General features: G+C 64.2%; 21 protein-coding genes, 1 tRNA gene and 1 pseudogene. 11 read left to right on the top strand and 12 right to left on the bottom strand.

Annotation, left to right across the window (positions count from 1 at the left end; translation table 11 throughout):
- Positions 1-96 precede the first annotated feature (96 nt).
- Complete coding sequence (serS, locus tag QBK88_RS21200) at positions 97-1,377, top strand: serine--tRNA ligase (protein ID WP_268150846.1); 1,281 nt, start codon at positions 97-99, stop codon at positions 1,375-1,377.
- Positions 1,378-2,772 carry a siroheme synthase CysG gene (gene cysG / locus QBK88_RS21195; RefSeq protein ID WP_268150848.1) on the top strand — a complete coding sequence of 465 codons (1,395 nt, stop codon included), beginning with the start codon at positions 1,378-1,380 and terminating at the stop codon, positions 2,770-2,772.
- Positions 2,773-2,844: 72 nt separating this feature from the next.
- Here cysG and QBK88_RS21190 read toward each other — a convergent pair whose 3' ends face one another.
- The 8 genes from QBK88_RS21190 to QBK88_RS21155 form a co-directional block, all read right to left on the bottom strand.
- Positions 2,845-3,843 (bottom strand): glutathione S-transferase family protein, encoded by a 999-nt coding sequence (locus QBK88_RS21190; protein WP_277963592.1) that lies wholly within the window; start codon positions 3,841-3,843, stop codon positions 2,845-2,847.
- A gap of 94 nt (positions 3,844-3,937) precedes the next feature.
- Complete coding sequence (locus tag QBK88_RS21185; RefSeq protein WP_277963591.1) at positions 3,938-4,939, bottom strand: glycosyl transferase family protein; 1,002 nt, start codon at positions 4,937-4,939, stop codon at positions 3,938-3,940.
- The gene (locus QBK88_RS21180; protein WP_268150854.1) at positions 4,936-5,271 is read right to left on the bottom strand and encodes a TusE/DsrC/DsvC family sulfur relay protein; all 336 of its coding nucleotides are present in this window, start codon (positions 5,269-5,271) and stop codon (positions 4,936-4,938) included. Before QBK88_RS21180 ends, QBK88_RS21185 begins: the two co-directional genes overlap by 4 nt.
- Positions 5,268-5,540, bottom strand: a complete 273-nt coding sequence (gene tusB / locus QBK88_RS21175) for a sulfurtransferase complex subunit TusB (RefSeq protein WP_158156932.1) — start codon at positions 5,538-5,540, stop codon at positions 5,268-5,270. Before tusB ends, QBK88_RS21180 begins: the two co-directional genes overlap by 4 nt.
- On the bottom strand, positions 5,540-5,899 hold the full coding sequence (tusC, locus tag QBK88_RS21170) for a sulfurtransferase complex subunit TusC (protein ID WP_277963590.1): 360 nt from the start codon (positions 5,897-5,899) through the stop codon (positions 5,540-5,542). Before tusC ends, tusB begins: the two co-directional genes overlap by 1 nt.
- 1 nt (position 5,900) lies before the next feature.
- The gene (tusD, locus tag QBK88_RS21165) at positions 5,901-6,293 is read right to left on the bottom strand and encodes a sulfurtransferase complex subunit TusD (RefSeq protein WP_268150861.1); all 393 of its coding nucleotides are present in this window, start codon (positions 6,291-6,293) and stop codon (positions 5,901-5,903) included.
- Between the two features lie 70 nt (positions 6,294-6,363).
- Positions 6,364-7,737, bottom strand: coding sequence for a uracil-xanthine permease family protein (locus QBK88_RS21160; RefSeq protein WP_277963589.1), 1,374 nt, complete (start codon positions 7,735-7,737; stop codon positions 6,364-6,366).
- A gap of 271 nt (positions 7,738-8,008) precedes the next feature.
- On the bottom strand, positions 8,009-8,680 hold the full coding sequence (locus tag QBK88_RS21155) for a Bax inhibitor-1/YccA family protein (RefSeq protein WP_158156940.1): 672 nt from the start codon (positions 8,678-8,680) through the stop codon (positions 8,009-8,011).
- Between the two features lie 134 nt (positions 8,681-8,814).
- On the opposite strand from QBK88_RS21155, the gene QBK88_RS21150 reads away from it, so the two are divergent.
- Together QBK88_RS21150 and QBK88_RS21145 are read left to right on the top strand one after the other, a co-directional pair.
- A tRNA-Ser gene (locus tag QBK88_RS21150) sits at positions 8,815-8,902 on the top strand.
- 273 nt (positions 8,903-9,175) lie between these two features.
- Positions 9,176-9,406: a hypothetical protein gene (locus tag QBK88_RS21145; RefSeq protein ID WP_277963588.1), complete on the top strand. Its 231-nt coding sequence runs from the start codon at positions 9,176-9,178 to the stop codon at positions 9,404-9,406.
- Here QBK88_RS21145 and QBK88_RS21140 read toward each other — a convergent pair.
- From QBK88_RS21140 to QBK88_RS21130, 3 genes and pseudogenes are all read right to left on the bottom strand, one after another.
- Positions 9,337-9,513 (bottom strand): annotated as a pseudogene (locus tag QBK88_RS21140) (IS3 family transposase); the annotation flags it as partial. The gene QBK88_RS21145 and the pseudogene QBK88_RS21140 overlap by 70 nt on opposite strands.
- Before the next feature lie 358 nt (positions 9,514-9,871).
- On the bottom strand, positions 9,872-10,609 hold the full coding sequence (locus QBK88_RS21135) for a response regulator transcription factor (RefSeq protein WP_277963587.1): 738 nt from the start codon (positions 10,607-10,609) through the stop codon (positions 9,872-9,874).
- A 16-nt stretch (positions 10,610-10,625) separates the two neighbouring features.
- The gene (locus QBK88_RS21130; RefSeq protein WP_277963586.1) at positions 10,626-11,861 is read right to left on the bottom strand and encodes a GAF domain-containing sensor histidine kinase; all 1,236 of its coding nucleotides are present in this window, start codon (positions 11,859-11,861) and stop codon (positions 10,626-10,628) included.
- A gap of 242 nt (positions 11,862-12,103) precedes the next feature.
- On the opposite strand from QBK88_RS21130, the gene QBK88_RS21125 reads away from it, so the two are divergent.
- The 5 genes from QBK88_RS21125 to QBK88_RS21105 are packed head-to-tail and all read left to right on the top strand — an operon-like array spanning position 12,104 to position 17,464.
- Positions 12,104-13,126, top strand: coding sequence for an ABC transporter substrate-binding protein (locus QBK88_RS21125; protein ID WP_268151092.1), 1,023 nt, complete (start codon positions 12,104-12,106; stop codon positions 13,124-13,126).
- A gap of 12 nt (positions 13,127-13,138) precedes the next feature.
- Positions 13,139-14,590 (top strand): sugar ABC transporter ATP-binding protein, encoded by a 1,452-nt coding sequence (locus QBK88_RS21120; RefSeq protein ID WP_277963585.1) that lies wholly within the window; start codon positions 13,139-13,141, stop codon positions 14,588-14,590.
- Positions 14,587-15,585, top strand: coding sequence for an ABC transporter permease (locus tag QBK88_RS21115; RefSeq protein ID WP_268151096.1), 999 nt, complete (start codon positions 14,587-14,589; stop codon positions 15,583-15,585). The genes QBK88_RS21120 and QBK88_RS21115 overlap by 4 nt, the downstream gene beginning before the upstream one ends.
- A complete protein-coding gene (locus QBK88_RS21110) occupies positions 15,582-16,538 on the top strand; it encodes an ABC transporter permease (protein WP_277963584.1) in 957 nt (318 codons plus the stop codon). The genes QBK88_RS21115 and QBK88_RS21110 overlap by 4 nt, the downstream gene beginning before the upstream one ends.
- Before the next feature lie 14 nt (positions 16,539-16,552).
- A complete protein-coding gene (locus QBK88_RS21105; RefSeq protein WP_268151100.1) occupies positions 16,553-17,464 on the top strand; it encodes an SMP-30/gluconolactonase/LRE family protein in 912 nt (303 codons plus the stop codon).
- A gap of 96 nt (positions 17,465-17,560) precedes the next feature.
- On the opposite strand, the gene QBK88_RS21100 is transcribed toward QBK88_RS21105, so the two are convergent.
- Complete coding sequence (locus QBK88_RS21100; RefSeq protein ID WP_277963583.1) at positions 17,561-18,484, bottom strand: LysR family transcriptional regulator; 924 nt, start codon at positions 18,482-18,484, stop codon at positions 17,561-17,563.
- A gap of 129 nt (positions 18,485-18,613) precedes the next feature.
- On the opposite strand from QBK88_RS21100, the gene araD1 reads away from it, so the two are divergent.
- Entirely contained in the window at positions 18,614-19,612 is a 999-nt protein-coding gene (gene araD1 / locus QBK88_RS21095; protein WP_277963582.1) for an AraD1 family protein, read from the top strand.
- A 71-nt stretch (positions 19,613-19,683) separates the two neighbouring features.
- Positions 19,684-20,997, top strand: coding sequence for an MFS transporter (locus QBK88_RS21090; RefSeq protein WP_268151106.1), 1,314 nt, complete (start codon positions 19,684-19,686; stop codon positions 20,995-20,997).
- Positions 20,998-21,001 lie beyond the last annotated feature (4 nt).

Raw genomic sequence — 21,001 nt, 5'->3', positions numbered from 1 at the left:
CTATCCCGGTACGCTGGCCGCTAATATGGTCGGCTGCCCGGTGTCCTGCCCGTAACATGGGCTGACCAAGACTTAATTTGATAACGAGAGACCGACATGCTCGATCCCCTGATTTTGCGTACCAAGCTCCACGAAACCGCGGATCGCCTCGCAGCCCGTGGCTACAGCCTGGACGTGGCGCGCCTGGAAGCGCTGGAGGCCCAGCGCAAGACCGTACAGACCCGCACCGAGCAACTGCAGGCCGAGCGTAACGCCCGCTCCAAATCCATTGGTCAGGCCAAGCAGCGCGGCGAAGACATCGCGCCGCTGATGGCGGACGTCGACCGCATGGCCGGCGAGCTGGCCGAAGGCAAGGCCGAGCTGGACAAGCTGCAGGCCGAGTTGGACTCCATCGTGCTGGGCATCCCCAACCTGCCGCACGAATCGGTACCGGTAGGCGAAGACGAAGACGGCAACGTCGAAGTGCGCCGCTGGGGCACCCCGGCCGACTTCGGTTTTGACGTCAAAGACCATGTCGCCCTGGGCGAGAAGTTCGGCTGGCTGGACTTCGAAACCGCCGCCAAGCTGTCGGGTGCCCGTTTCGCCCTGCTGCGCGGCCCGATTGCCCGCCTGCACCGCGCCCTGGCGCAGTTCATGATCAACCTGCACGTCACCGAGCACGGTTACGAAGAGGCCTACACCCCGTACCTGGTACAGGCCCCGGCGCTCAAAGGCACTGGCCAACTGCCCAAGTTCGAGGAAGACCTGTTCAAGATCAGCCGCGAAGGCGAGGCCGACCTGTACCTGATTCCGACCGCTGAAGTGTCGCTGACCAACATCGTTGCCGGCGAGATCCTCGACGCCAAGCAACTGCCATTGAAACTGGTCGCCCACACCCCGTGCTTCCGCAGCGAAGCCGGTGCATCGGGCCGTGACACCCGCGGCATGATCCGCCAGCACCAGTTCGACAAGGTCGAGATGGTGCAGGTGGTCGAGCCGTCGAAATCCATGGAAGCCCTGGAAGGCCTGACCGCCAACGCCGAGCGCGTGCTGCAGGCCCTGGAGCTGCCCTACCGCGTGCTGGCCCTGTGCACCGGCGACATGGGTTTCAGCGCGGTGAAAACCTACGACCTGGAAGTGTGGATTCCAAGCCAGGACAAGTACCGCGAAATCTCCTCGTGCTCCAACACCGGTGATTTCCAGGCCCGCCGCATGCAGGCGCGTTTCCGCAACCCGGAAACCGGCAAGCCGGAGCTGGTGCACACCCTCAACGGCTCGGGCCTGGCCGTGGGCCGTACCCTGGTGGCCGTGCTGGAAAACTACCAGCAGGCTGACGGTTCCATCCGTGTGCCGGACGTGCTGAAGCCTTATATGGGCGGCCTTGAGGTCATCGGCTAAATGGAGTTTTTGCCGCTGTTTCACAAGCTCAAGGGCAGCCATGTGCTGGTCGTGGGCGGGGGCGAGATCGCCTTGCGCAAGTCGCGTTTGCTGGCCGATGCCGGCGCGCTGCTGCGCGTGGTCGCCCCGGCGATCGAAACCCAGCTGGGCGAATTGCTCCAGAGCAGCGGCGGTGAAGCCGTGCTGCGCGGTTATCAGGAAAGCGACCTGGACGGTTGCCAGCTGATCATCGCCGCCACCGATGACGAAGCCCTCAACGCCCAGGTGTCTGCCGACGCCAAGGCGCGTTGTGTGCCAGTCAACGTGGTGGACGCGCCAGCCCTGTGCAGCGTGATCTTCCCGGCCATTGTCGACCGTTCACCCCTGGTGGTGGCGGTGTCCAGTGGCGGTGACGCCCCGGTGCTGGCGCGCTTGATCCGCGCCAAGATGGAGGCCTGGATTCCTGCTGCTTATGGCGAACTGGCCGGGTTGGCGGCGCGCTTTCGTGCCCAGGTCAAAGGCCTGTACCCGGACGTGCAGCAACGCCGTGCGTTCTGGGAAGAAGTATTCCAGGGCCCGATCGCCGACCGCCAGCTGGCGGGGCAGGGCGCCGAAGCGGAAAAGATGCTGGTGGAGAAAATCCACGGCCAGCCGCCCCATGCACCTGGCGAAGTCTACCTGGTGGGTGCTGGCCCGGGTGACCCCGACCTATTGACCTTCAAGGCCTTGCGCCTGATGCAGCAGGCCGACGTGGTGCTGTATGACCGCCTGGTGGCCCCGGCCATCATCGAGTTGTGCCGCCGAGATGCCGAGCGCATCTACGTCGGCAAGCGCCGCGCGGACCACGCTGTGCCCCAGGACCAGATCAACCAGCAATTGGTGACCCTGGCCAAGCAAGGCAAACGCGTGGTGCGGCTCAAGGGGGGCGACCCGTTCATCTTCGGCCGTGGTGGAGAGGAAATCGAAGAATTGGCGGCCCATGGCATTCCGTTCCAGGTGGTGCCGGGCATTACCGCGGCCAGTGGTTGTGCGGCTTACGCCGGCATCCCGCTGACCCATCGCGACCATGCCCAGTCGGTACGCTTCATCACCGGCCACCTCAAGGACGGCACCAGCGACCTGCCCTGGTCGGACCTGGTGGCGCCGGCCCAGACCCTGGTGTTCTACATGGGCCTGGTGGGCTTGCCGATAATCTGCCAACAACTGATTGCCCATGGCCGTGCCGCTGATACCCCGGCAGCACTGGTACAGCAAGGCACCACGGTCAACCAGCGCGTCTTCACTGGCACCCTGGCCGACCTGCCGCGGCTGGTCGCGGAGCATGAAGTGCATGCGCCGACGCTGGTCATCGTGGGGGAAGTAGTGCAGTTGCGCGAGAAACTGGCGTGGTTCGAAGGCGCTCAGCGGACGGTGTAAGGCCCTGACGCGGCCTGGCGGGCGCTGCTACATGGCTTTCCTGTAGCAACGGCCACCAGGCCGCGTCCCCTCTCAACCCTCAAAAATCCCACGCCCCGCCAACCGCTCACGGTCATGCTGCGCGGCAAAACTCTGCGCCGGTCCCTTCGGCACAATGCCCGTCGGGTTGATGGTGGCATGGCTGCCATAGTAATGATGCTTGATGTGCTGGAAATCCACCGTCTGCGCCACGCCTGGCCACTGGTACAGCTCACGCAGCCAGTTCGACAGGTTCGGGTAATCGACAATACGGCGCAAATTGCACTTGAAGTGCCCGTGGTACACCGCGTCAAAGCGAATGATCGTGGTGAACAAGCGCACATCCGCCTCGGTCAGATACTCTCCCGCCAGGTAGCGCTTTTGGCCCAGCAGGGCTTCCAACCGATCCAGCTCGGCAAACACTTCATCGAACGCCTGCTCATAGGCCGCCTGCGACGTGGCAAAGCCTGCGCGATACACGCCGTTGTTCACCGCTGGGTAGATCGCTTCGTTCAGCGCCTCGATTGCCGGCCGCAAGGGTTGCGGATACAGGTCCAACGTATTGCCAGTCAGCTCGTTGAAGGCGCTGTTGAACATGCGGATGATCTCCGCCGATTCATTGCTGACAATCCGCTTGAGTTGCTTGTCCCACAGCACCGGCACGGTCACGCGCCCGGTGTAATCCGGGGTTTCCGAGGTGTAACGCTGGTGCATGAATGCAAACCCGTCGAGCTTGTCGCCGGTCGAGCCCAGGGAGGTGTCGAAGGTCCAGCCGTTCTCGCGCATCAGCCAGCTGACCACAGACACGTCGATCAGGCTTTCAAGCCCCTTGAGCTGACGCACGATCAAAGTGCGGTGCGCCCACGGGCAAGCCAGCGAAACATACAGGTGGTAACGGCCGGCCTCGGCCTTGAAGCCGCCTTCGCCGCTGGGGCCCGGGCGACCGTCGGCGGTCACCCAGTTGCGGCGCTTGGCGGCTTCACGCTGGAACGCACCGTCTTTGCTGCTTTCATACCACTGGTCATGCCAGCGCCCTTCGATCAGCAAGCCCATACCCTGTACTCCCGGCAGATTTCATAAGCGTTGGAGTCCAGTGTACGGGCCGCAGTTCGAATAAATAGCGCAAAACCCCGGCGGTATCTATCGGCTAGATCGATCTATCGCGGGCGTCCCAGTACTGGCGCGCTGTGGCAAAGGCGTCATCACGGTTTTTGCCCAGGCCGCGCAAGGCCAAGGCCATGGTCGACATCAGCGCCATTTCGCCGTAGCTGTCCTCGGCATCGCCTCGCCATACCGCCAGCAGGTGCGTCGGGTCCAGGGTGGCCGGCTTGACGTGGCGCTGGGCCGAGAGCTGCGGCCACTCTTCGTCCCAGCTCTGGCCGCCGGTGGTGCCATACAGATGACTGGGGCTGTCCGGGTTGACTTCGATCTCGCCGCCATCGCCCTTCACCACGATAGCGTGGTCGCCCAACAGGCCGCTGGCATCGCGGTGCACCGCCTGGTAACCAGGGTGGAAGATGCTCTGAAGGCCACACCGGGCGCTCAGCGGGTTGAGAATGCGCGCCAGGGAGTGGATCGGCGACCGCAGGCCCAACGTATTGCGCAGATCGATCATGCGCTGCAACTGCGGCGCCCAGTCCACCAGCGGCGCGAACGCCAGGCCATGGCTGTCCAGGGCACGGCCCACCGCGTCCCAGCCACGGGCCAGGGGAATGCCGACGGTGCCCAGCAATTGTTCGGTATACAGGCGCCCGGCGGTGTGTGCGCCGCCACCGTGGATCAGAATGCGCACACCGTTGCCGGCCAGGCACTTGGCCGCCAGCAAGTACCAGGGCAGGTGGCGCTTCTTGCCGGCGTAGGTCGGCCAATCAATGTCCACGGTCAACGGGGGAGGCTTGAGCCGAGCGCGCAAGGCCTCGGTGAAACCGGCCAACTCCTCGGCACTCTCCTCTTTGTGGCGCAGCAGCATCAGGAAGGCGCCCAACTGCGCTTCCTCGACCTGCTCGTCCAGCAACATGCCCATGGCCTCGCGGGCCTCGTCGCGGGTCAGGTTGCGAGCGCCGCGCTTGCCCTTGCCCAGGGCACGAACGAAGGGGGCGAAGGGGTGCTCGGCAGGGGTTTCCAGCAGCAGGGCAGGGTAGTCGGTCATATGCAATTGGTCGGTTTGGGCAGGCCCGCCAGCTTGGCGGCGAGTTTGGCGGGGGTGCCATTGAACAAGCGGTTCAGGTGCGGGCTGTTGCCTTTCTCGGCGCCCAGTTTCAGCGCCGTGTACTTGATCAGGGGGCGCGTGGCCGGCGACAGTTGAAACTCCTGGTAGAACTGGCGCAATACCTCCAGCACCTCCCAGTGTTCAGGGGTCAGGGCAATGCTTTCCCGCGCCGCCAAGGCTTCGGCCACCGGTTTGGACCACTCGGTCAGGTCTTCCAGAAAACCGTTCTGGTCCAGGGCGATCGGGTGGCCATCGACAATCAGTTCACTCATAGCCAGGTGTTGACCTTGTCGTAATCAATGGAAAGCTGCACGAAGCCCGGGTAGTCCACGACCTGCGCCGTGGTGGTGAGCGCCCGCGCCTTGACATCTTCTTCCAGGGCGTAGAGCCGGCCCGCCAGGTGCGCCAGATCGTCATTCAACAGTGCGTACACCGCGTCACCGGTCAGCAGCACGCCATCGCGGGCCCCCAGCACGCGCAGGCAACTGGCCAGGCGCTGATCGCTGAAGGGGGAGTGGGACAACACATGCAAGGTAGCCATCAGAGGGTAATCACCTGATCAAAACGGTCGACAAGGGCGGCCAGGGCATCATCCTCCAGCACCTGCGCCTCCAGGCTCAGCGGCGCGCTGCCCAGCCCGCGGGCACGCAGGCTACTGGCAGCCACGAACAACTCATCCACGCCAAACATCGGCAGGGCCTGCAGGTTGGCGGTCAGGTCTTTCTGTTGCACCTGGCCAGGCGCCTGCGCCGGCATCAACTGAAACACCCCGTCATCAAGAAACAGCATGCCCAGCGGCAGGTCGAAGGCTCCGCCGGCCAGGGCAATATCCAGCGCTTCGCGTGGGCCTGGGCCCGACCAGGGGGCCTGACGGCTGATGATCAACAGCGACTTGGCCATCTTATTGCCCCCCGAAAGTCACAAGGCGGTCGGCCAACTGCGCGGCCTCATGCAATTGCCCCAGCCCGGACAGTTCCCAGGGCGCGGGCAGGTTGGCGGCCGGACGATTCCAGCGCTGCGCTTCTTCTTCATTGAGGACGCCACGGCGCAGTGCCGCGGCGATGCACACCACTGCATCCAGCTGCTGCTCGGTAATGAAGGCGCGCCACTGCGCGGCGATGTCCGTTTCATCCTGGGGGGCAACCACGTTGCCCGAGGCGCTGTGCACCCCGTCCTGGTAGAAGAACAGACGGACAATCTCATGGCCGCCCGCCAGCGCCGCTTCGGCAAACCGCAGGGCGCGGCGCGAGGAGGGCGCATGGGCGGGGGAAAATACAGCGATGGCGAACTTCATGGCGCGGCTCTATCAGCAAATCTGCCGGAATGATAAAGCCTGGCCGCCAAAAAAGCCCGCCGCACGCGCCTCAACGGCCGTCGCGTGCCTCAGGCAGGAACCAGTTCAGCACCAGCGCACAGATACCGCCGGTGGCCACGCCCGACTCCAGCACATTGCGCAGCGCCGACGGCATGTGGGCCAGGAACTCCGGTACCTGCGCCACGCCCAGGCCCAAGGCCAGGGACACCGCGATAATCAGCAACGCACGACGGTCCAGGTGGATACTCGCCAGAATATTGATGCCCGACGCCGCCACGGCGCCGAACATCACCATGGCCGCGCCACCCAGCACCGGCTCCGGCACCGCCTGGATCACCCCGGCCACCGTCGGGAACAGCCCTAAAATCACCAGCATGCCCGCGATCCACACACCAATGTGGCGGCTGGCGATACCGGTCAGCTGAATCACGCCGTTATTCTGGGCGAAAATGGAACTGGGGAAGGTATTGAAAATACCGGCCAACAGCGAGTTGGCACCGTTCACCAGCACCCCGCCCTTGATACGCTGCATCCACACCGGGCCTTCCACCGGTTGGCGCGACACCTTGCTGGTGGCCGTCACGTCACCAATGGACTCCAGCGACGTCACCAGGTAAATCACCAGCATCGGAATGAACAGCGCCCAGGAAAAGCCCAGGCCGAAATGCAACGGCACCGGTACCTGAAACACCGCCGCCTCATGCATGCCGGTGAAGTTCAAACGGCCCATGTAGCCCGCCAGCGCATAGCCCACCGCCAGCGCGATGACGATGGCGCAACTGCGCATCCACACCACTGGCAAGCGGTTCAGCACCACGATGATCGCCAGCACCACACCCGACAGCAGCAGGTTGTCGCCGTTGGCGAAGGTGCCGTTGGCCATCGCCGAGAAACCACCCCCCATGCTGATCAGGCCAACCTTGATCAGTGTCAGGCCGATCATCAGCACCACGATGCCGGTCACCAGCGGCGTGATCAGCCGCTTCACGAACGGCAAGATCCGCGAAATACCCATTTCCACGAACGACCCGGCGATCACCACGCCGAAAATCGCCGCCATCACGCCTTCCACCGGCGTGCCCTGCTTGACCATAAAGGCCCCGCCGGCAATCAACGGCCCGACAAAGTTGAAACTGGTGCCCTGCACAATCAGCAAGCCTGCGCCAAATGGCCCGAAGCGCTTGCACTGGACAAAGGTCGCGATACCGGAAATGACCAGCGACATCGACACGATCAGGTTGGTGTCATGGGGCGACACCCCCAACGCCTGACAGATCAACAGCCCGGGCGTCACGATCGGAACAATGATCGCCAGCAAGTGCTGCAAGGCCGCCAGCAGCGCGATCAAGGGGCGGGGCCGGTCTTCCAGGCCCAGCACCAGGTCCTGGTGGTCGGGCGGGGAGGGCTGTTGCTGTACGGTCATGGCAGGTGCCTTGGAAAAAAAGAGCGCAATTCTACGGACAAGCACGCCACAAGGCCACTACCCGCGATAACCGGCAAATCCCGCCGTTTCCCCCACGCCCCGGTAGGACCGGGCGAAGCTCGGGAACCATCCACCGAGCACCCCCAGACCCACCGCGTGGTCTGCTTCCCGAGCTTGCGCCCGGTCCCACAGAGAGCCAGCAACCTCCCCCTGAAATCCTTCTTCCACAAAAAAGCCCGCCGAAGCGGGCTTTTTCTCACTCGTCACTCAATCAGTCATCACGACCCATCAGGCCAAACAACTGCAGCAAGCTGACAAACAGGTTGTAGATCGATACATACAGGCTGATGGTCGCCATGATGTAGTTGCGCTCACCACCCTGAATGATCGCGCTGGTCTGGAACAGGATGCACGCCGACGAGAACAGCACGAAGCCCGCGCTGATTGCCAGTTGCAGCCCGCTGATCTGGAAGAACAGCCCCGCCAGCGTCGCACCCAGCAGCACGAAGAAGCCCGCGGTGATGAAGCCACCCAGGAAGCTCATGTCCTTGCGGGTGATCAGCACGTAGGCCGACAGACCGCCGAACACCAGCGCCGTCATGGCAAACGCCGAACTCACCACCTCGGCGCCGCCCTGCATGTGCAGGTAACGGTTCAGGATAGGGCCCAGCAGGTAACCCATGAAACCGGTCAGGGCGAAGGTGGACACCAGGCCCCACGCCGAATCACGCAACTTGGTTGTGAGGAAGAACAGCCCGTAGAAGCCTATCAGCACCACGAAAATGTTCGGGTAGCGCACGTTCATCTGCTGCGCCACATAGGCGGTCACGGCGCTGAAGGCCAGGGTCATGGCCAGCAAACCGTACGTATTGCGCAGGACCTTGCTGACCTCTAGCTGGTCGGCCTGCTGCCTGCTATTGACTGCGTAATCCTGTTCGCGCATGGCGAGACTCCTTTGGGTTGAAACCGGGTTTGAAACGTTCAGATGCAAAGATCATAACAGACCTGCAGCGCGGGGCCATGAAGAGAGTTTGACAGTGTGTTTCATTCGGGTATTATGCACGCCGCAACATAGCTGGAAGCGTGGCCGAGTGGTTTAAGGCAACGGTCTTGAAAACCGTCGATGGGCAACTATCCTAGAGTTCGAATCTCTACGCTTCCGCCACACATTCTTCGTTAGAGCCCTGATTATTCAGGGCTTTTTCGTTTCTGGGGTTTGGCAATGCCTTGCCGTCCCTGGTACGGCGTCAGCGAAAATGGTCGCTGTCATGGCGCAGTGAAGGGGCGGCCGGAGCTGACGAGTGCTGATGCGCAGTGATCATAGTTCCCTCTTGTTCCGACATGAAATGTCGAGAAAAACCCCGCCTCGTTTGGTTGACCTATCTTGTCCCGGGCGTCATTTTGATGGCCGCACGACGCTAATCATGAGGGGGCGCGCATGCCCGACCTTGAAGATGTAGCCCATTACTTTCTTGAGTTGGAAGGGGATGCTGGTGAAATCTCGAATTTGAAGCTGCAGAAGCTGGTCTACGACGCGCAAGGATTCAGTTTGGCGCTGCGTGGCCAGCCGTTGTTTGACGCGGCTATAGAGTGTAGTGGTCAACTGATCCCGGACACTGCGTCAAGTTTTTCCTCAGCGACCGCAGCCGGTAACCCATCGTTGAACTGATGCGGCCTTTGCCCGTTGTACCGCTGCATCATGAACCGACCGATATCCTGGTGGGCCCGTGACGCGCTCATGTAGCCCACCGTCGGTATCCACTCCGTGTTGGCGCTGATGCTGAATTGACCTAAATGCCGAGAGGCCCCTGACCCAGTCTGAATCCTCGCGAACCATTGCCTGTACTGGGGTTATGTCGATTTATACGTCGTCTGTGCAATGGACCACCTAGCAAATGTTCTCGGTTGCCTCGCGCTACTGCACCACCGCCTTCCGTGGACCCCAGCCTGCAAGGCGAGGCGCTTCCCGTTGCCGATACAGGCCGGCTTTTCAGGGCAGGGCGGCATTGCGGGCAAGGAGCACATGTTAGCTAGTGTTTACTGACGGCGGTTGCCTGTCCTCAGTCGTTCATCTAGTTGCCGGAAAGGTGCGCTGACAGATTTTCAGACACTGGTTCACCCTTCAGCAGGCTTTTTATCGAAAACTCTGCCGCGGGTCCTTCAACCACTCCTGCAACTCTATCTCTGCCTGCTCCAACGCCGTGCGGTTCAGCAGCTTGCGCAGCAGCGCCATGTGCACCGCGCGGGCGCGCAGGTTGAAGGCCGGCTGGCTGTCAATGTCCTCATTGGGCTGGCGCACGCCCAGTTTTTCGTACAGTTGCTGCAGGCGGTTCTGCACGCTGCGTAGCGACAGGTTGCGGCGCTGGCCGATGATGCGGTCGGTGAGGCCCAGGGCGATGTCCTGCAGCACCTCGTACTCGGCGTCGGTCAGGCCCAGCACATGGTTCTGGCTTTTCTGCTGCACGCCGCGCACCTCGCGGTCTATCACGCATTGCTGTTCGATGAACAGGCTGCGCAGAGCCAGGCGCAGGCGGTCTTCGGAGGCGGTCTTGAGGATATAGCCGTAGGCGGCGCCCTCGGGGACGATGCGCGAGATGCCGCGCACGTAGGCTTCGTCGGCGTAGTTGGACCAGAACATGATCGAGGTTTCCGGGCGCTGGCGCCAGATCGAGCGGGCGGCTTCCACGCCGGTGCAGCGCGGCATCTGCAGGTCCATCACCACCGAGGTAATGGCAAACTCGCCGGCCAGGCGCTCGCCCACGTGGCCGTCCTCGGCCTCCATCAGCCGCGAGCATTCGGGCAGCGCCACCTCGATCACTTCCTTGAGGAAGGCGCGGTGCACCGGGTCGTCTTCTATCAGCAGAATATCCATGGGGCAGGGCTCCTGTTCAGGCGTGGGCCGGCAGCGGCAGGCTGATTTTCACGCAGGTGCCCTTGTTGCCCGGGCCCCTGCCGATGTGCACCTGGGCGCTGAGCAGTTGCGCCCGCACCTGAATGTTTTTCAAACCGCTGCTCTGCAGTGGGCCGGCACCGTCCAGCCCTAAGCCATCGTCGAGGATGGTCAGGTGCAGGTGGCTGTCGGTGGTGGTGATGTCCACGGCGATGGACTGCGGCGCAGCGTGCTTGATGGCGTTGTTCACGGCTTCCTGAATGATGCGGAACAGGGCGATCTGCTGCGGCTCGGCCAGGCGGTTGGCAAGGCCATCGGTGCTGTCACGCAGGTGGGTGGCAATGTCCAGGCCGCTGTTGCGCACACTGCGCAGCAGCAGGTCTTCCAGGCCCTCCTCGAAGCCGAACAGCTGCAGTACCGTGGGCTTTACCGCGTCGATGATCGAGCGCAGCTCCTGCATGCTGTCCTGCAGCGCGCCGCCCAGTTGCGCCAGCTCTTCGCCGCTGGCAGTGCCGTGCAGTTGCAGGCGGCCGATGCGCCGGTACAGGCGTGTCATGTCGGCCAGGGTCTGGTCGTGCAGGTCCATGCCGATGCGCTGGCGTTCGTTCTCCAGTTCTTCAGTCAGGCGTAGCACGCCCAGGCGCAGGCCTTCCTCGCGGGCGCGAACCTGCGCCTCGGTGATGGCCAACTGTTTAGCCTGCTCGGTCTGGTGCAGGGCATACAGGTAGGACGCCAGCAGGTCAGCCACGTGCTGGGTGTGGCGCACGTCGTCGAGGGTGTAGAAGTTGGCGGTGTGCGTCGAGCAGCTGAGCGCACCAATCACCTCGCCGCGGGCCCGCAACGGCACGTGCAGGCGGCTGCGCAGGCGCGCGTCGAAGATCGGGTGGTTGATGGCGCCGGGAAACTGAAAGCGCGCATCGTTCATGGCGTCGTCGCTGAGGATGTAGGTCTCGTCGCCGCGCAGCAGCGCGCGAATGGGGCTTTGGGCAATGGGCAACGGATGGTTGGCGAAGTCGCCCCAGGCGGTGTGCACGCCGGTCTCGTAGGCGGACAGGTGGCTGTGGTTGTCCAGCAGCAGGCTCACGTCCAGGTGGTCGTGGGGCAGGATGTGGCGGATTTCCTCGGAAACGGCATCGATCATCGACTGGAAATCCAGGCGCCCGGCCAGGGCCCGGGAGATGCCAAGGAAGTGATGCAGCACGTTTTCGGCGGCAATGGGTGCGCGTGGCGCCATGGTGGTCGGCCTTTGTTGTTATGGGAAGCCTTGCCTGAGTATGACTGAAAGTGGCCTGCAGGCTTGCGCCAACCTTTTGCGGGATCCCGCAAGTAATGTGCGCGCAAAGGGTGTCAAGTATGCAGCAACGCCCCCGGACAGGCCCTGGCCGCCAGGGCAGACTGGGGGCGCAGTCTCAGTAAGACCGGCACGACCGAAGCCTTCGGCGGCCTGATACCCACAACAATAACAAGGGTAAAATCATGAAACGTCACCCGCTGCGCTCAGCGCTGCTGTCCACTGCATTGCTGGTCACGCCGTTCATGCTCGCACAGGCCGCCACGGCCGATAAAACCATCGCCTTGTCCAACAACTACGCCGGCAATTCCTGGCGCCAGGGCATGCTCGCCAGCTGGCAGCAAACAAGCGAACAGGCGGTGAAGGCGGGCACCATTGCCGGCGCGGACTCGTTCACCACCGGCGAGAACCAGGCCACCGAACAGGCCGCGCAAATCCAGAACCTGATCCTGCAGGGCTACAGCGCCATCGTCATCGACGCCGCATCACCTACCGCGCTCAACGGCGCGGTGAAGCAGGCCTGCGACGCCGGCATTATCGTCGTCTCGTTCGACGGCGTAGTCACCGAACCCTGCGCCTACCGCATTTCCATGGACTTCAAGCAAAGCGGCCAGCAGGCCATGGACTACCTGGCCAAACACTTCCCGCAAGGCGCCAACGTGTTGGAAGTGCGCGGCCTGGCCGGGGTGTCGGTGGACGAGCTGATTCATTCGGGCATCAGCGCCGGCGCCGCCCAGTACCCGCAGCTGAAGATCATCGGCTCGGTGAACGGCAATTGGTCGCAGACCGCTGCGCAGAAGGCCGTGGCCGGCATATTGCCCAGCCTGCCGAAGATCGATGCGGTGGTCACCCAGGGCGATGATGGCTTTGGCGTCGCCCAGGCGTTCAGCGCGGCCGGCCGCCCGGCGCCGGTGATCATCTTCGGCAACCGCGAGGAAGAGCTGTCGTGGTGGAAGAAACAGAAGGACGCCAACGGTTACGAGAGCTTCTCCATCTCCAGCGCCCCGAGCATCAGCAGCCTGGCGTTCTGGGTGGCCCAGCAGCTGCTGGATGGCAAACAGTTGCCCCATGACCTGCTGTCGCCGGCGCTGAGCGTTACCCAGGACACGCTGGAATCCTCGCTCAAGGGCGTGGAAAAAGGCGGCATCGTCAGCCAGGCCTACAGCGTCGGCGACGTAGCCAAGCTGACCAGCCCGACTGCCCGCTAAAGGAGACCCGCGATGCAAGCCAATCAAGCGGCCCTGGTCAGCCTGCAGGGCGTGGGCAAGACCTTTGGCGCGGTGCGCGCGCTGAGCAACGTGGACCTGCAGTTTTACCCCGGGGAGTGCCTGGGCCTGATTGGCCACAACGGCGCCGGCAAGAGCACCTTGATGCAGGTGCTGGCCGGCACCCTGGCGGCCGATGCCGGCGCCGTGCGCATGGCCGGCCAAGACGTGCGCGCCGGCTATTGCGTGCAGGTGGCCCGACAGCATGGCATTCGCTGCGTGTTCCAGGAACTGTCGCTGTGCCCCAACCTGAGCGTGGCGGAAAACACCCGGCTGATGTGCCCCGGCCTGCGGGGCTTTGGCTGGCGGCGCAAGGCGGCGGCGTTGATCGGCGCCAGCCTTGACAGCATTTTCCCCGGCCATGGCATCGGCGCCGACGAGGTGGTGGCCGACTTGCCCATCGGCCAGCGGCAGATGGTGGAAATCGCCCGTGCCTTCTGTGTGGCGGGTGAGCACCTGGCGCTGGTGATCCTCGATGAACCCACCTCGTCCCTGGACGCACGGGTGGCCGGGCAGTTGCTGGCCCACGTGCGTCGCTACGTGGCGGGCGGTGGTTGCGTGGTGCTGATCAGCCACATCCTTGGCGAGATGCTTGCCACCTGCGACCGTATCGCGGTGATGAGCGACGGCCAAATGGTGGAGGTGCGTGCCGCTAGCGCCTTCGACCATGCCTCACTGGTCGAGTGCATGGGCAGCGGCGCCAAGGCCCATGCCGGCACGGGCGCTTTCGTGTCCAAGCGCGAGCAGGCCGCGGTGGTCAACCAGCGTCCAACGCGGCAAATCGATGGCCGCCACATAGCCGCCCATGCCGGTGAAATCGTCGGGTTGGCTGGCCTGGCCGGGCAGGGGCAAAGCCAGTTGCTGATCCAGGTGCTGCGCCAGCGCGTTGCCCAGGGCCTGCCGGTGGCCCTGGTGGCCGGGGACCGGCAGACCGACGGGGTATTCGCGCTGTGGTCGATTGCCCAGAACATCACCATCAGCTCGCTGGCGGCGCTCAAGCGCGGCGTGCTGCTGGACCCGCACGCCGAGCAGGCCATGGCCGCCCGCTGGCAGCAACGCATGGGCATTCGCACCCCCGACATGGCCAACCCGATCCTGTCGCTGTCCGGCGGCAACCAGCAGAAGGCCCTGTTCGCCCGGGCGCTGGCCTCCGACAGTGCCCTGATTCTGATGGACGACCCCATGCGCGGCGTCGACGTGGGTACCAAGCGCGAGGTGTACGCCATCGTGCAGGAGGAAGCCGCGCGCGGCCGCACTTTCATCTGGTACACCACCGAGCTTGAAGAGCTGGACTATTGCGACCACATCTATGTGTTCCGCGACGGCCAGGTGGTGGCTGACTTCCCACGTGATGAATTGAGCGAGGCGCAGGTGCTGCGCAGCTCGTTCCAGGAGGCCGTGGCATGAATGCGCCCCATCCCTTGCCCTTGAAAGGCCACGCCGTGCAAGCACAGGCAGCGCCCGCCGCGGTGAACCGCGCGCGGCTGTTGCGCAGTGCATTGCCCGGGCTGTCACTGGTGGTGCTGCTGGCCACCATTTTCATCATGCAGCCGCGGGCCATGAGCTACATGGGCATGAACCTGATGCTCAACCTGGCGGTGCCAATTGCCCTGGCCACCATCGCGCAGATGCTGATCATCACCGTCAACGACCTCGACCTGTCTCTGGGCAGCTTCATCAGCTTCGTCGCCTGCGTGGCCGCCACCTTGCTCAATCAGCATCCGCTGCTCGGTTGCCTGGCGCTGGTAGCGTGCGTGGTGGTGTATGCGTTGCTGGGGGCGCTGGTCCATATCCGCCAGTTGCCCGCTATTGTCGTCACCCTGGGCATGTCGTTCATCTGGGGCGGCGCGGCGGTGTTGCTGCTGCCCGCGCCGGGCGGCAGCGCCCCGCAGTGGCTGCAGGCGCTGGTGAAGATCCGCACGCCGCTGGTTCCCTTCGCCATCATCGTCTGCGCGGTGCTAGCGGTGTCGGTGCATGCGTTCCTGATGCGCTCCACCCTCGGCGTGGTGCTGCGCGGCGCTGGCGGCAACCCCCTGGCCATCGCCAAGGCCGGCTGGTCGCTGTTGCGCATCAAGGTCACCCTGTATGCGCTGGCGGGCAGCTTCGGCGTGCTGTCGGGCCTGTTCCTGGTGGGCCTGACCACGTCGGCCGATGCCAGTATGGCGCTGCGCTACACCTTGCTGTCGATCGCGGGGGTCATTTTGGGCGGCGGCGAGTTCGTCGGCGGCCGGGTGTCGCCGATCGGCGCGGTAATGGGCGCGCTGACGTTGGTGCTGGCCGGTTCGTTGCTGTCGTTCATCCGCATTTCTCCCGATTGGCAGATCGGCGCCCAGGGCGCGATCCTGATCCTGGTGCTGGCCCTGCGCACCGCCGTCAACCGCCTGGAGGCTCGCCCCGCATGACTACCGCCACTGGTTTCAATCGGCTGCTGGGCAAGCCCTGGCTGTGGGCGTTCCTGGCCGCGCTGCTGGTGTGGCTCGCCACCCTGGCGTTTACCCGTGGCGAAGGCGCTGGCGCGCTGGTGTCGGGGGCGTTGAGTTTCTCGGCGTTCTTCGTGATCGTCGGCCTGGGGCAGATGTTCGTGATCACCACGGGGCCGGGCAACATCGACCTGTCGATCCCGGCCAACATTGCCTTGAGCGGTGCCGTGGGCATGAAGTTGATGGCGGGGCAGGATCTGAACATTGCCCTGGGCATCGCCGGGGTACTGGCGCTGGGCGTGCTGGTGGGCTGTGGCAACTACGCGCTGATCCGCTTGCTGCGCATTCCGCCGATCATTGCCACCCTGTCGGCCAGTTTTCTCCTGCAATCGCTGGCCATCGCCTACGGGCGCAGCGTGCGCATCGCGCCGCCGGACGGCTTCTACCAGTTCACCACCGGGCATGTGCTGGGGGTGCCGTACCTGGCGATTTTCGTGGTGCTGCTGGCGGTGCTGGGCGGCTATTTACTCACTCGCACCCGGTACGGGCGCTGGACCCTGGCCATCGGCCAGAACGCCCGCGCCGCCGAGCTGGCCGGGGTGCGCGTGGAGCGCGTGCGCTTTGCCACCTACGTGCTGAGCGCGGTGTTCGCCAGCCTGTGCGGGCTGCTGCTGGCGGGTTTTTCCGGCGGCGCGTCGCTGAGCATGGGCGACGAGTACCTGCTGGCCTCGATTGCCGTGGTGGTGATCGGCGGCACCTCGGTGGCCGGCGGTTTCTCCAACGTGCCCGGGCTGTGGGGCGCGGCGCTGTTCCTTTATTTGCTGGTGAGCATGCTCAACACCTTCGGCGCCAGCGCCGGGGTACGGATGATTCTCACCGGCGTGATCATTATCGCGGTGATTGCCGCCGTCAGCGGCCGCAAGCGCGCCCTGTGACCAAGGATTGCAGAATGATTGAAGACATCTACGAATACGCCGACCCGCGCTTTCGCAACCTGACCCTGCCCAACACCCAGCTGGAGCGTCTGTATGACGGCTGCCGCTGGGCCGAGGGGCCGGTGTGGTTCAACGATGGCGGCTACCTGCTGTGGAGTGACATCCCCAACCAGCGGATCCTGCGCTGGACGCCGGAGCAGGGGGTGTCGGTGTATCGCGCGGCCTCCAACTTCGCCAATGGCAACACCCGCGACCAGCAGGGCCGCCTGGTGACCTGCGAGCACGGCACCCGCCGCGTCACCCGCACCGAACCGGACGGCACGATCACGGTGCTGGCCGATGCCTTCGACGGCAAGCGCCTGAACTCGCCCAACGACGTGGTGGTGCACCGCGACGGCGGGGTGTGGTTCACCGACCCCACCTACGGCATCCTCAGCGACTACGAGGGCTACCAGGCCGAGCCCGAGCAGGCCGGGCGCAACGTTTACCGCATCGACCCGCACAGCGGCGAGGTGGTGTGTGTGGCCGACGATTTCGTGCAGCCCAACGGCCTGGCGTTCGCGCCGGATGGCCAGACGCTGTACATCGCCGATTCGGCGCGCACCCACGACCCCGCAGCGCCGCATCATATTCGCGCCATGGAGGTGGTGGACGGCCGCTGGCTGGGCAAGTCGCGGGTGCTGGCGCAGATCGAACCGGGCATTCCCGACGGCCTGAGGGTGGACGTGCAGGGCAACATCTGGACCAGCGCCGGTGATGGCATCCAGTGTTTCGACGCCCAGGGCACCTTGCTGGGCAAGATCCTGCTACCCGAGAAGGTCGCCAACCTGACCTTTGGCGGGCCACGGCGCAACCGGCTGTTCATCACCGCCAATACCTCGCTGTACCTGATTCACGTAGCGGTGGCCGGCGCGCAATACCCGTAGCAACGCGGTGTAGCCGCTGCCGCCAGGCTGCGCTGGCCATTATGGTCACTGGAGATCTCCAGCGTGGTTGAGGGCCAGCGCAGCCTGCGGCAGCGGCTACGATCCGGGAGCAAGCTCTTCAATCAACAAGCGCGCCGGGGCGGGCAGGCCCACGCCGTGGCGGGTAACGATCTCATACGGCTCGCTGCGCGAGGTCAGCGCATAGGGCAGGTGCACCAGCATGCCGAAGTCCACGGCCATCTGCGCCACGTCCTCGGGCATCACTGCCACAAGGTTGGGGTCCTGCAGCAACAACGACAGGGTGGTGAAGGTGGATGACGTCTCGATGGAATAGGTAGGGAAGGCCAGGCCCGCTTCGCGGAATTCGCGCTCCAGGGTCAGGCGCATGGGCATGTTCACCGGGAACACCACCCAGCGTGACGCCGCCAGCTCATCCAGGCTGACCGTGTCGCGCGTGGCAAATGCGTGGGCGGGGTTGGCCACCACAATCAGCGGCTCCTGTTCGCGTGATCGGCAGTCATACAGCGCCGGGTTCTTGCTGACGCTGGTACGGCACAGCGCCATGTCCAGGCGGCCTTCATCGAGCAACGATAGCAGCCGCGCGCTGGTGTCCTCGACAATTTCCACCGACAACTGCGGCTGGCGCGCCCGCAGGCGTGCCAGCGACTCCACCAACGCCGGCACCGCGCCCATGATCACGCCCACCGACAGGCGCCCGCCGTGGCCCTGCATGATGCCCAGCAGCTCTTCGCGCAGGTGCGCCACGTCGGTATGAATCAGCCGCGCATAGCGAATCACGCAGCGCCCCAGGTCATTGGGCTCCAGGCCCTTGCTGGTGCGCTCGAACAGCGGCGTGCCGAGGGTGGACTCGATTTCATGCAGCGCCTTGGTGGCGCCCGGCTGGGTGATGGCCACCGCTTCCGCGGCCTTGTGCAGCGAGCCATAGTCATCCAGCGCAATCAGCAGCCGAAGCTGTTTGAGGCGCAGGCGCGAATTGATGGTGGCGAGGGACGGCAACATGGTGGGAGATCACTAAAAGTTATCGGTGGATCAGCAGCTCTCATTAGGCAACAACCTGTGGCGAAATTAAAGTGATGCCAACGCGGTGCTCAACGCACCCTGCATAAAAATAACAGCGGAGACCACAGCATGCGGCTGATTCAATTCGAAACCGGACCTCACCAGCGCTTCGTCGGCGTGATCGAAGGGGACTCGATCCAAGTGGTACGCAACACCTCTACCACCCGTGAACTGGCGCTTGACGCCATCGCCCATGGCTGCAGCCTGGTGGCAGAAGTGCACGCCCGTGGCACCGACGCCTCGCCGCACAGTTACACGCAGCTGTTGGCAAAGCGGCGCGTGTTGCCGCCCCTGGACCACGAAGACCCGGCGCACTGCCTGGTCAGCGGCACCGGGCTCACCCACCTGGGCAGCGCCTCGACGCGCGACAAGATGCACCAGCAGAACATCCAGGACGAAGCCGCGCTGACCGACACCGCGCGCATCTTCCAGTGGGGCATCGACGGCGGGCGCCCGGCCCCCGGGACCGTCGGCGTGCAGCCGGAGTGGTTCTACAAGGGCGACGGCTCGATCGTGGTGCGCCCTGGCGAGGCGTTCAACAAGCCACCGTTCGCCGAAGACGCCGGCGAGGAACCCGAGCTGACCGGCCTGTACGTAGTAGGCGGCGACGGCAAGCCTTACCGCGTGGGCTTCGCCCTGGGCAACGAATTCTCCGACCACGTGATGGAGCGCCGCAACTACCTGTACCTGGCCCATTCCAAGCTGCGCAACTGCAGCTACGGCCCGGAGCTGCGAATAGGCGAGCTGCCGGCCCACCTCACCGGCACCAGCCGCATCCGTCGCAACGGCCAGGTGCTGTGGGAAAAAGAGTTTCTCAGCGGCGAGGACAACATGTGCCACAGCCTGGAAAACCTTGAATACCACCACTTCAAGTACGCGCAGTTCCTGCGCCCGGGCGACGTGCACGTGCACTTCTTCGGCACCGCGACGCTGTCGGTGGCCGATAACGTGCACACCCAGTTAGGTGATGAATTCGAGATCAGCATGGGCGAATTCGGACGGCCGTTGGTCAATGGAATACAAGCCGGCGAGCGCGAGCTGGCCGCCGGCACAATCACTGCGCTCTAGAAGTTCTCGCGGGTCGCCGCTGCGGGCGACCCCATTGCTGCCTGATAACAATCATAAAAAGCGAGAAGCGTATGAACACCAAGACCGAACGGGTCATGCCGCTGCCAGCGGCCGCCACCAGCACCGGAGCCACCACCGTGCGCTGGCGCATCTTTCTGATCCTGTTGCTGCTGTCGGCCATCAACTACATCGACCGTGCATCGTTGTCGGTGGCCATGCCGCTGATTTCCACCGAATTCGAAATGACCCCGGCCCTTGAAGGCCTGATGCTCAGCGCCTTCTTCTGGTCCTACGCGCTGATGCAGATCCCCGGCGGCATGCTGCTGGACCGCTTCCAGGTGCGCAATATCGTTGGCGTCGCCACCGTGGGCTGGGGTTTCTTCCAGGCCATCGCCGGCGGCGCCCACAGCTGGATGATGCTGCTGGCCACCCGCATTGGCCTGGGGGTGGCCGAGTCGCCGATCATGCCCGCCGGCGCCAAGCTCAACGGCGCCTGGCTTACCCCCAATGAACGGGGCCGGGGCGCCACCCTGGTGGACGGCGGTGCTCCCCTGGGCACCGCGATGGGCGCCATCATCATTGCTGCGCTGATCACTTGGTTCGAGTCCTGGCGCATCGCCTTCTTCATTGCCGGCGTCGGTACCATGCTGGTAGGCGTGTGGGCCTGGTGGTATATCCGCAACAGCCCGGCCGAGCACCCCAAGGTCAACGAGGCAGAACTGGCCTACATCACCGAAGCCAATGCGCAAGCCAAGCGCACCCACGGCGAGCGTGCCGCCGTGCTCAAGGAACTGCTCAAAAGCCGCTCGGTGCTGGCGATGTTCGCCGGCTATGCCTGCTACAACAGCGTGTTCTACGGCCTGCTGACCTGGATGCCCAGCTACCTGCATAAGGTACACAACCTGGACATCAAGGCCATGGGCGGCGCCACCTTTCTGATCTTCATGTGCGGGTTCATTGGCGAGCTCTTCGGGGGCTGGCTCGCGGACAAATGGAAAAGCGCCGGCGGCGAACCCAACCGCGTCATGCGCACGCTGTTCGGCAGCGCCGCCGCAGTCACCGCCATGTGCATCCTGCTGGTGGCCTACATCCCTGACGCGGGTACGGTCATCACCCTGCTGTGTGTGGCGTTGTTCTTCCTGCGATGGTGCGGCATGTACTGGTGTCTGCCGGCCATTCTGGGCGGCAAGTCCAAGGCGGGCGTGCTGGGTGGCAGCATGAACTTCTGCGGCAACATGGTCGGGGTAATCGTCCCTATCCTCATCGGACTGATCGTGCAGTTCACCGGATCGTATTTTCTGGCCCTGATCTTCTTCGTGGTAATGGCCATGGGCTTGGTGCTGTTCTCCGCCGTCATCGACTACCGCGAACGTGGTTTCGCTTGAATTC

It is taken from the genome of Pseudomonas sp. RIT-To-2, assembly GCF_029623465.1.
Taxonomy (GTDB): Bacteria; Pseudomonadota; Gammaproteobacteria; order Pseudomonadales; family Pseudomonadaceae; genus Aquipseudomonas; species Aquipseudomonas silvicola.
This window is presented reverse-complemented; position numbering and strand designations above follow the sequence as displayed.

Excerpts from the sequence above, each read along its gene's own strand:
- cysG (WP_268150848.1), top strand. The coding sequence starts at position 1,378 with ATGGAGTTTTTGCCGCTGTTTCACAAGCTCAAGGGCAGCCATGTGCTG.
- QBK88_RS21120 (WP_277963585.1), top strand. The coding sequence starts at position 13,139 with ATGCAAGCCAATCAAGCGGCCCTGGTCAGCCTGCAGGGCGTGGGCAAG.
- tusC (WP_277963590.1), bottom strand. The coding sequence starts at position 5,899 with ATGGCCAAGTCGCTGTTGATCATCAGCCGTCAGGCCCCCTGGTCGGGC.
- QBK88_RS21160 (WP_277963589.1), bottom strand. The coding sequence starts at position 7,737 with ATGACCGTACAGCAACAGCCCTCCCCGCCCGACCACCAGGACCTGGTG.
- QBK88_RS21125 (WP_268151092.1), top strand. The coding sequence starts at position 12,104 with ATGAAACGTCACCCGCTGCGCTCAGCGCTGCTGTCCACTGCATTGCTG.
- QBK88_RS21185 (WP_277963591.1), bottom strand. The coding sequence starts at position 4,939 with ATGACCGACTACCCTGCCCTGCTGCTGGAAACCCCTGCCGAGCACCCC.
- QBK88_RS21135 (WP_277963587.1), bottom strand. The coding sequence starts at position 10,609 with ATGGATATTCTGCTGATAGAAGACGACCCGGTGCACCGCGCCTTCCTC.
- QBK88_RS21180 (WP_268150854.1), bottom strand. The coding sequence starts at position 5,271 with ATGAGTGAACTGATTGTCGATGGCCACCCGATCGCCCTGGACCAGAAC.
- QBK88_RS21155 (WP_158156940.1), bottom strand. The coding sequence starts at position 8,680 with ATGCGCGAACAGGATTACGCAGTCAATAGCAGGCAGCAGGCCGACCAG.
- QBK88_RS21100 (WP_277963583.1), bottom strand. The coding sequence starts at position 18,484 with ATGTTGCCGTCCCTCGCCACCATCAATTCGCGCCTGCGCCTCAAACAG.
- QBK88_RS21090 (WP_268151106.1), top strand. The coding sequence starts at position 19,684 with ATGAACACCAAGACCGAACGGGTCATGCCGCTGCCAGCGGCCGCCACC.
- tusD (WP_268150861.1), bottom strand. The coding sequence starts at position 6,293 with ATGAAGTTCGCCATCGCTGTATTTTCCCCCGCCCATGCGCCCTCCTCG.
- araD1 (WP_277963582.1), top strand. The coding sequence starts at position 18,614 with ATGCGGCTGATTCAATTCGAAACCGGACCTCACCAGCGCTTCGTCGGC.
- QBK88_RS21105 (WP_268151100.1), top strand. The coding sequence starts at position 16,553 with ATGATTGAAGACATCTACGAATACGCCGACCCGCGCTTTCGCAACCTG.
- QBK88_RS21110 (WP_277963584.1), top strand. The coding sequence starts at position 15,582 with ATGACTACCGCCACTGGTTTCAATCGGCTGCTGGGCAAGCCCTGGCTG.
- serS (WP_268150846.1), top strand. The coding sequence starts at position 97 with ATGCTCGATCCCCTGATTTTGCGTACCAAGCTCCACGAAACCGCGGAT.
- QBK88_RS21130 (WP_277963586.1), bottom strand. The coding sequence starts at position 11,861 with ATGGCGCCACGCGCACCCATTGCCGCCGAAAACGTGCTGCATCACTTC.
- QBK88_RS21145 (WP_277963588.1), top strand. The coding sequence starts at position 9,176 with ATGCCCGACCTTGAAGATGTAGCCCATTACTTTCTTGAGTTGGAAGGG.
- tusB (WP_158156932.1), bottom strand. The coding sequence starts at position 5,540 with ATGGCTACCTTGCATGTGTTGTCCCACTCCCCCTTCAGCGATCAGCGC.
- QBK88_RS21115 (WP_268151096.1), top strand. The coding sequence starts at position 14,587 with ATGAATGCGCCCCATCCCTTGCCCTTGAAAGGCCACGCCGTGCAAGCA.
- QBK88_RS21190 (WP_277963592.1), bottom strand. The coding sequence starts at position 3,843 with ATGGGCTTGCTGATCGAAGGGCGCTGGCATGACCAGTGGTATGAAAGC.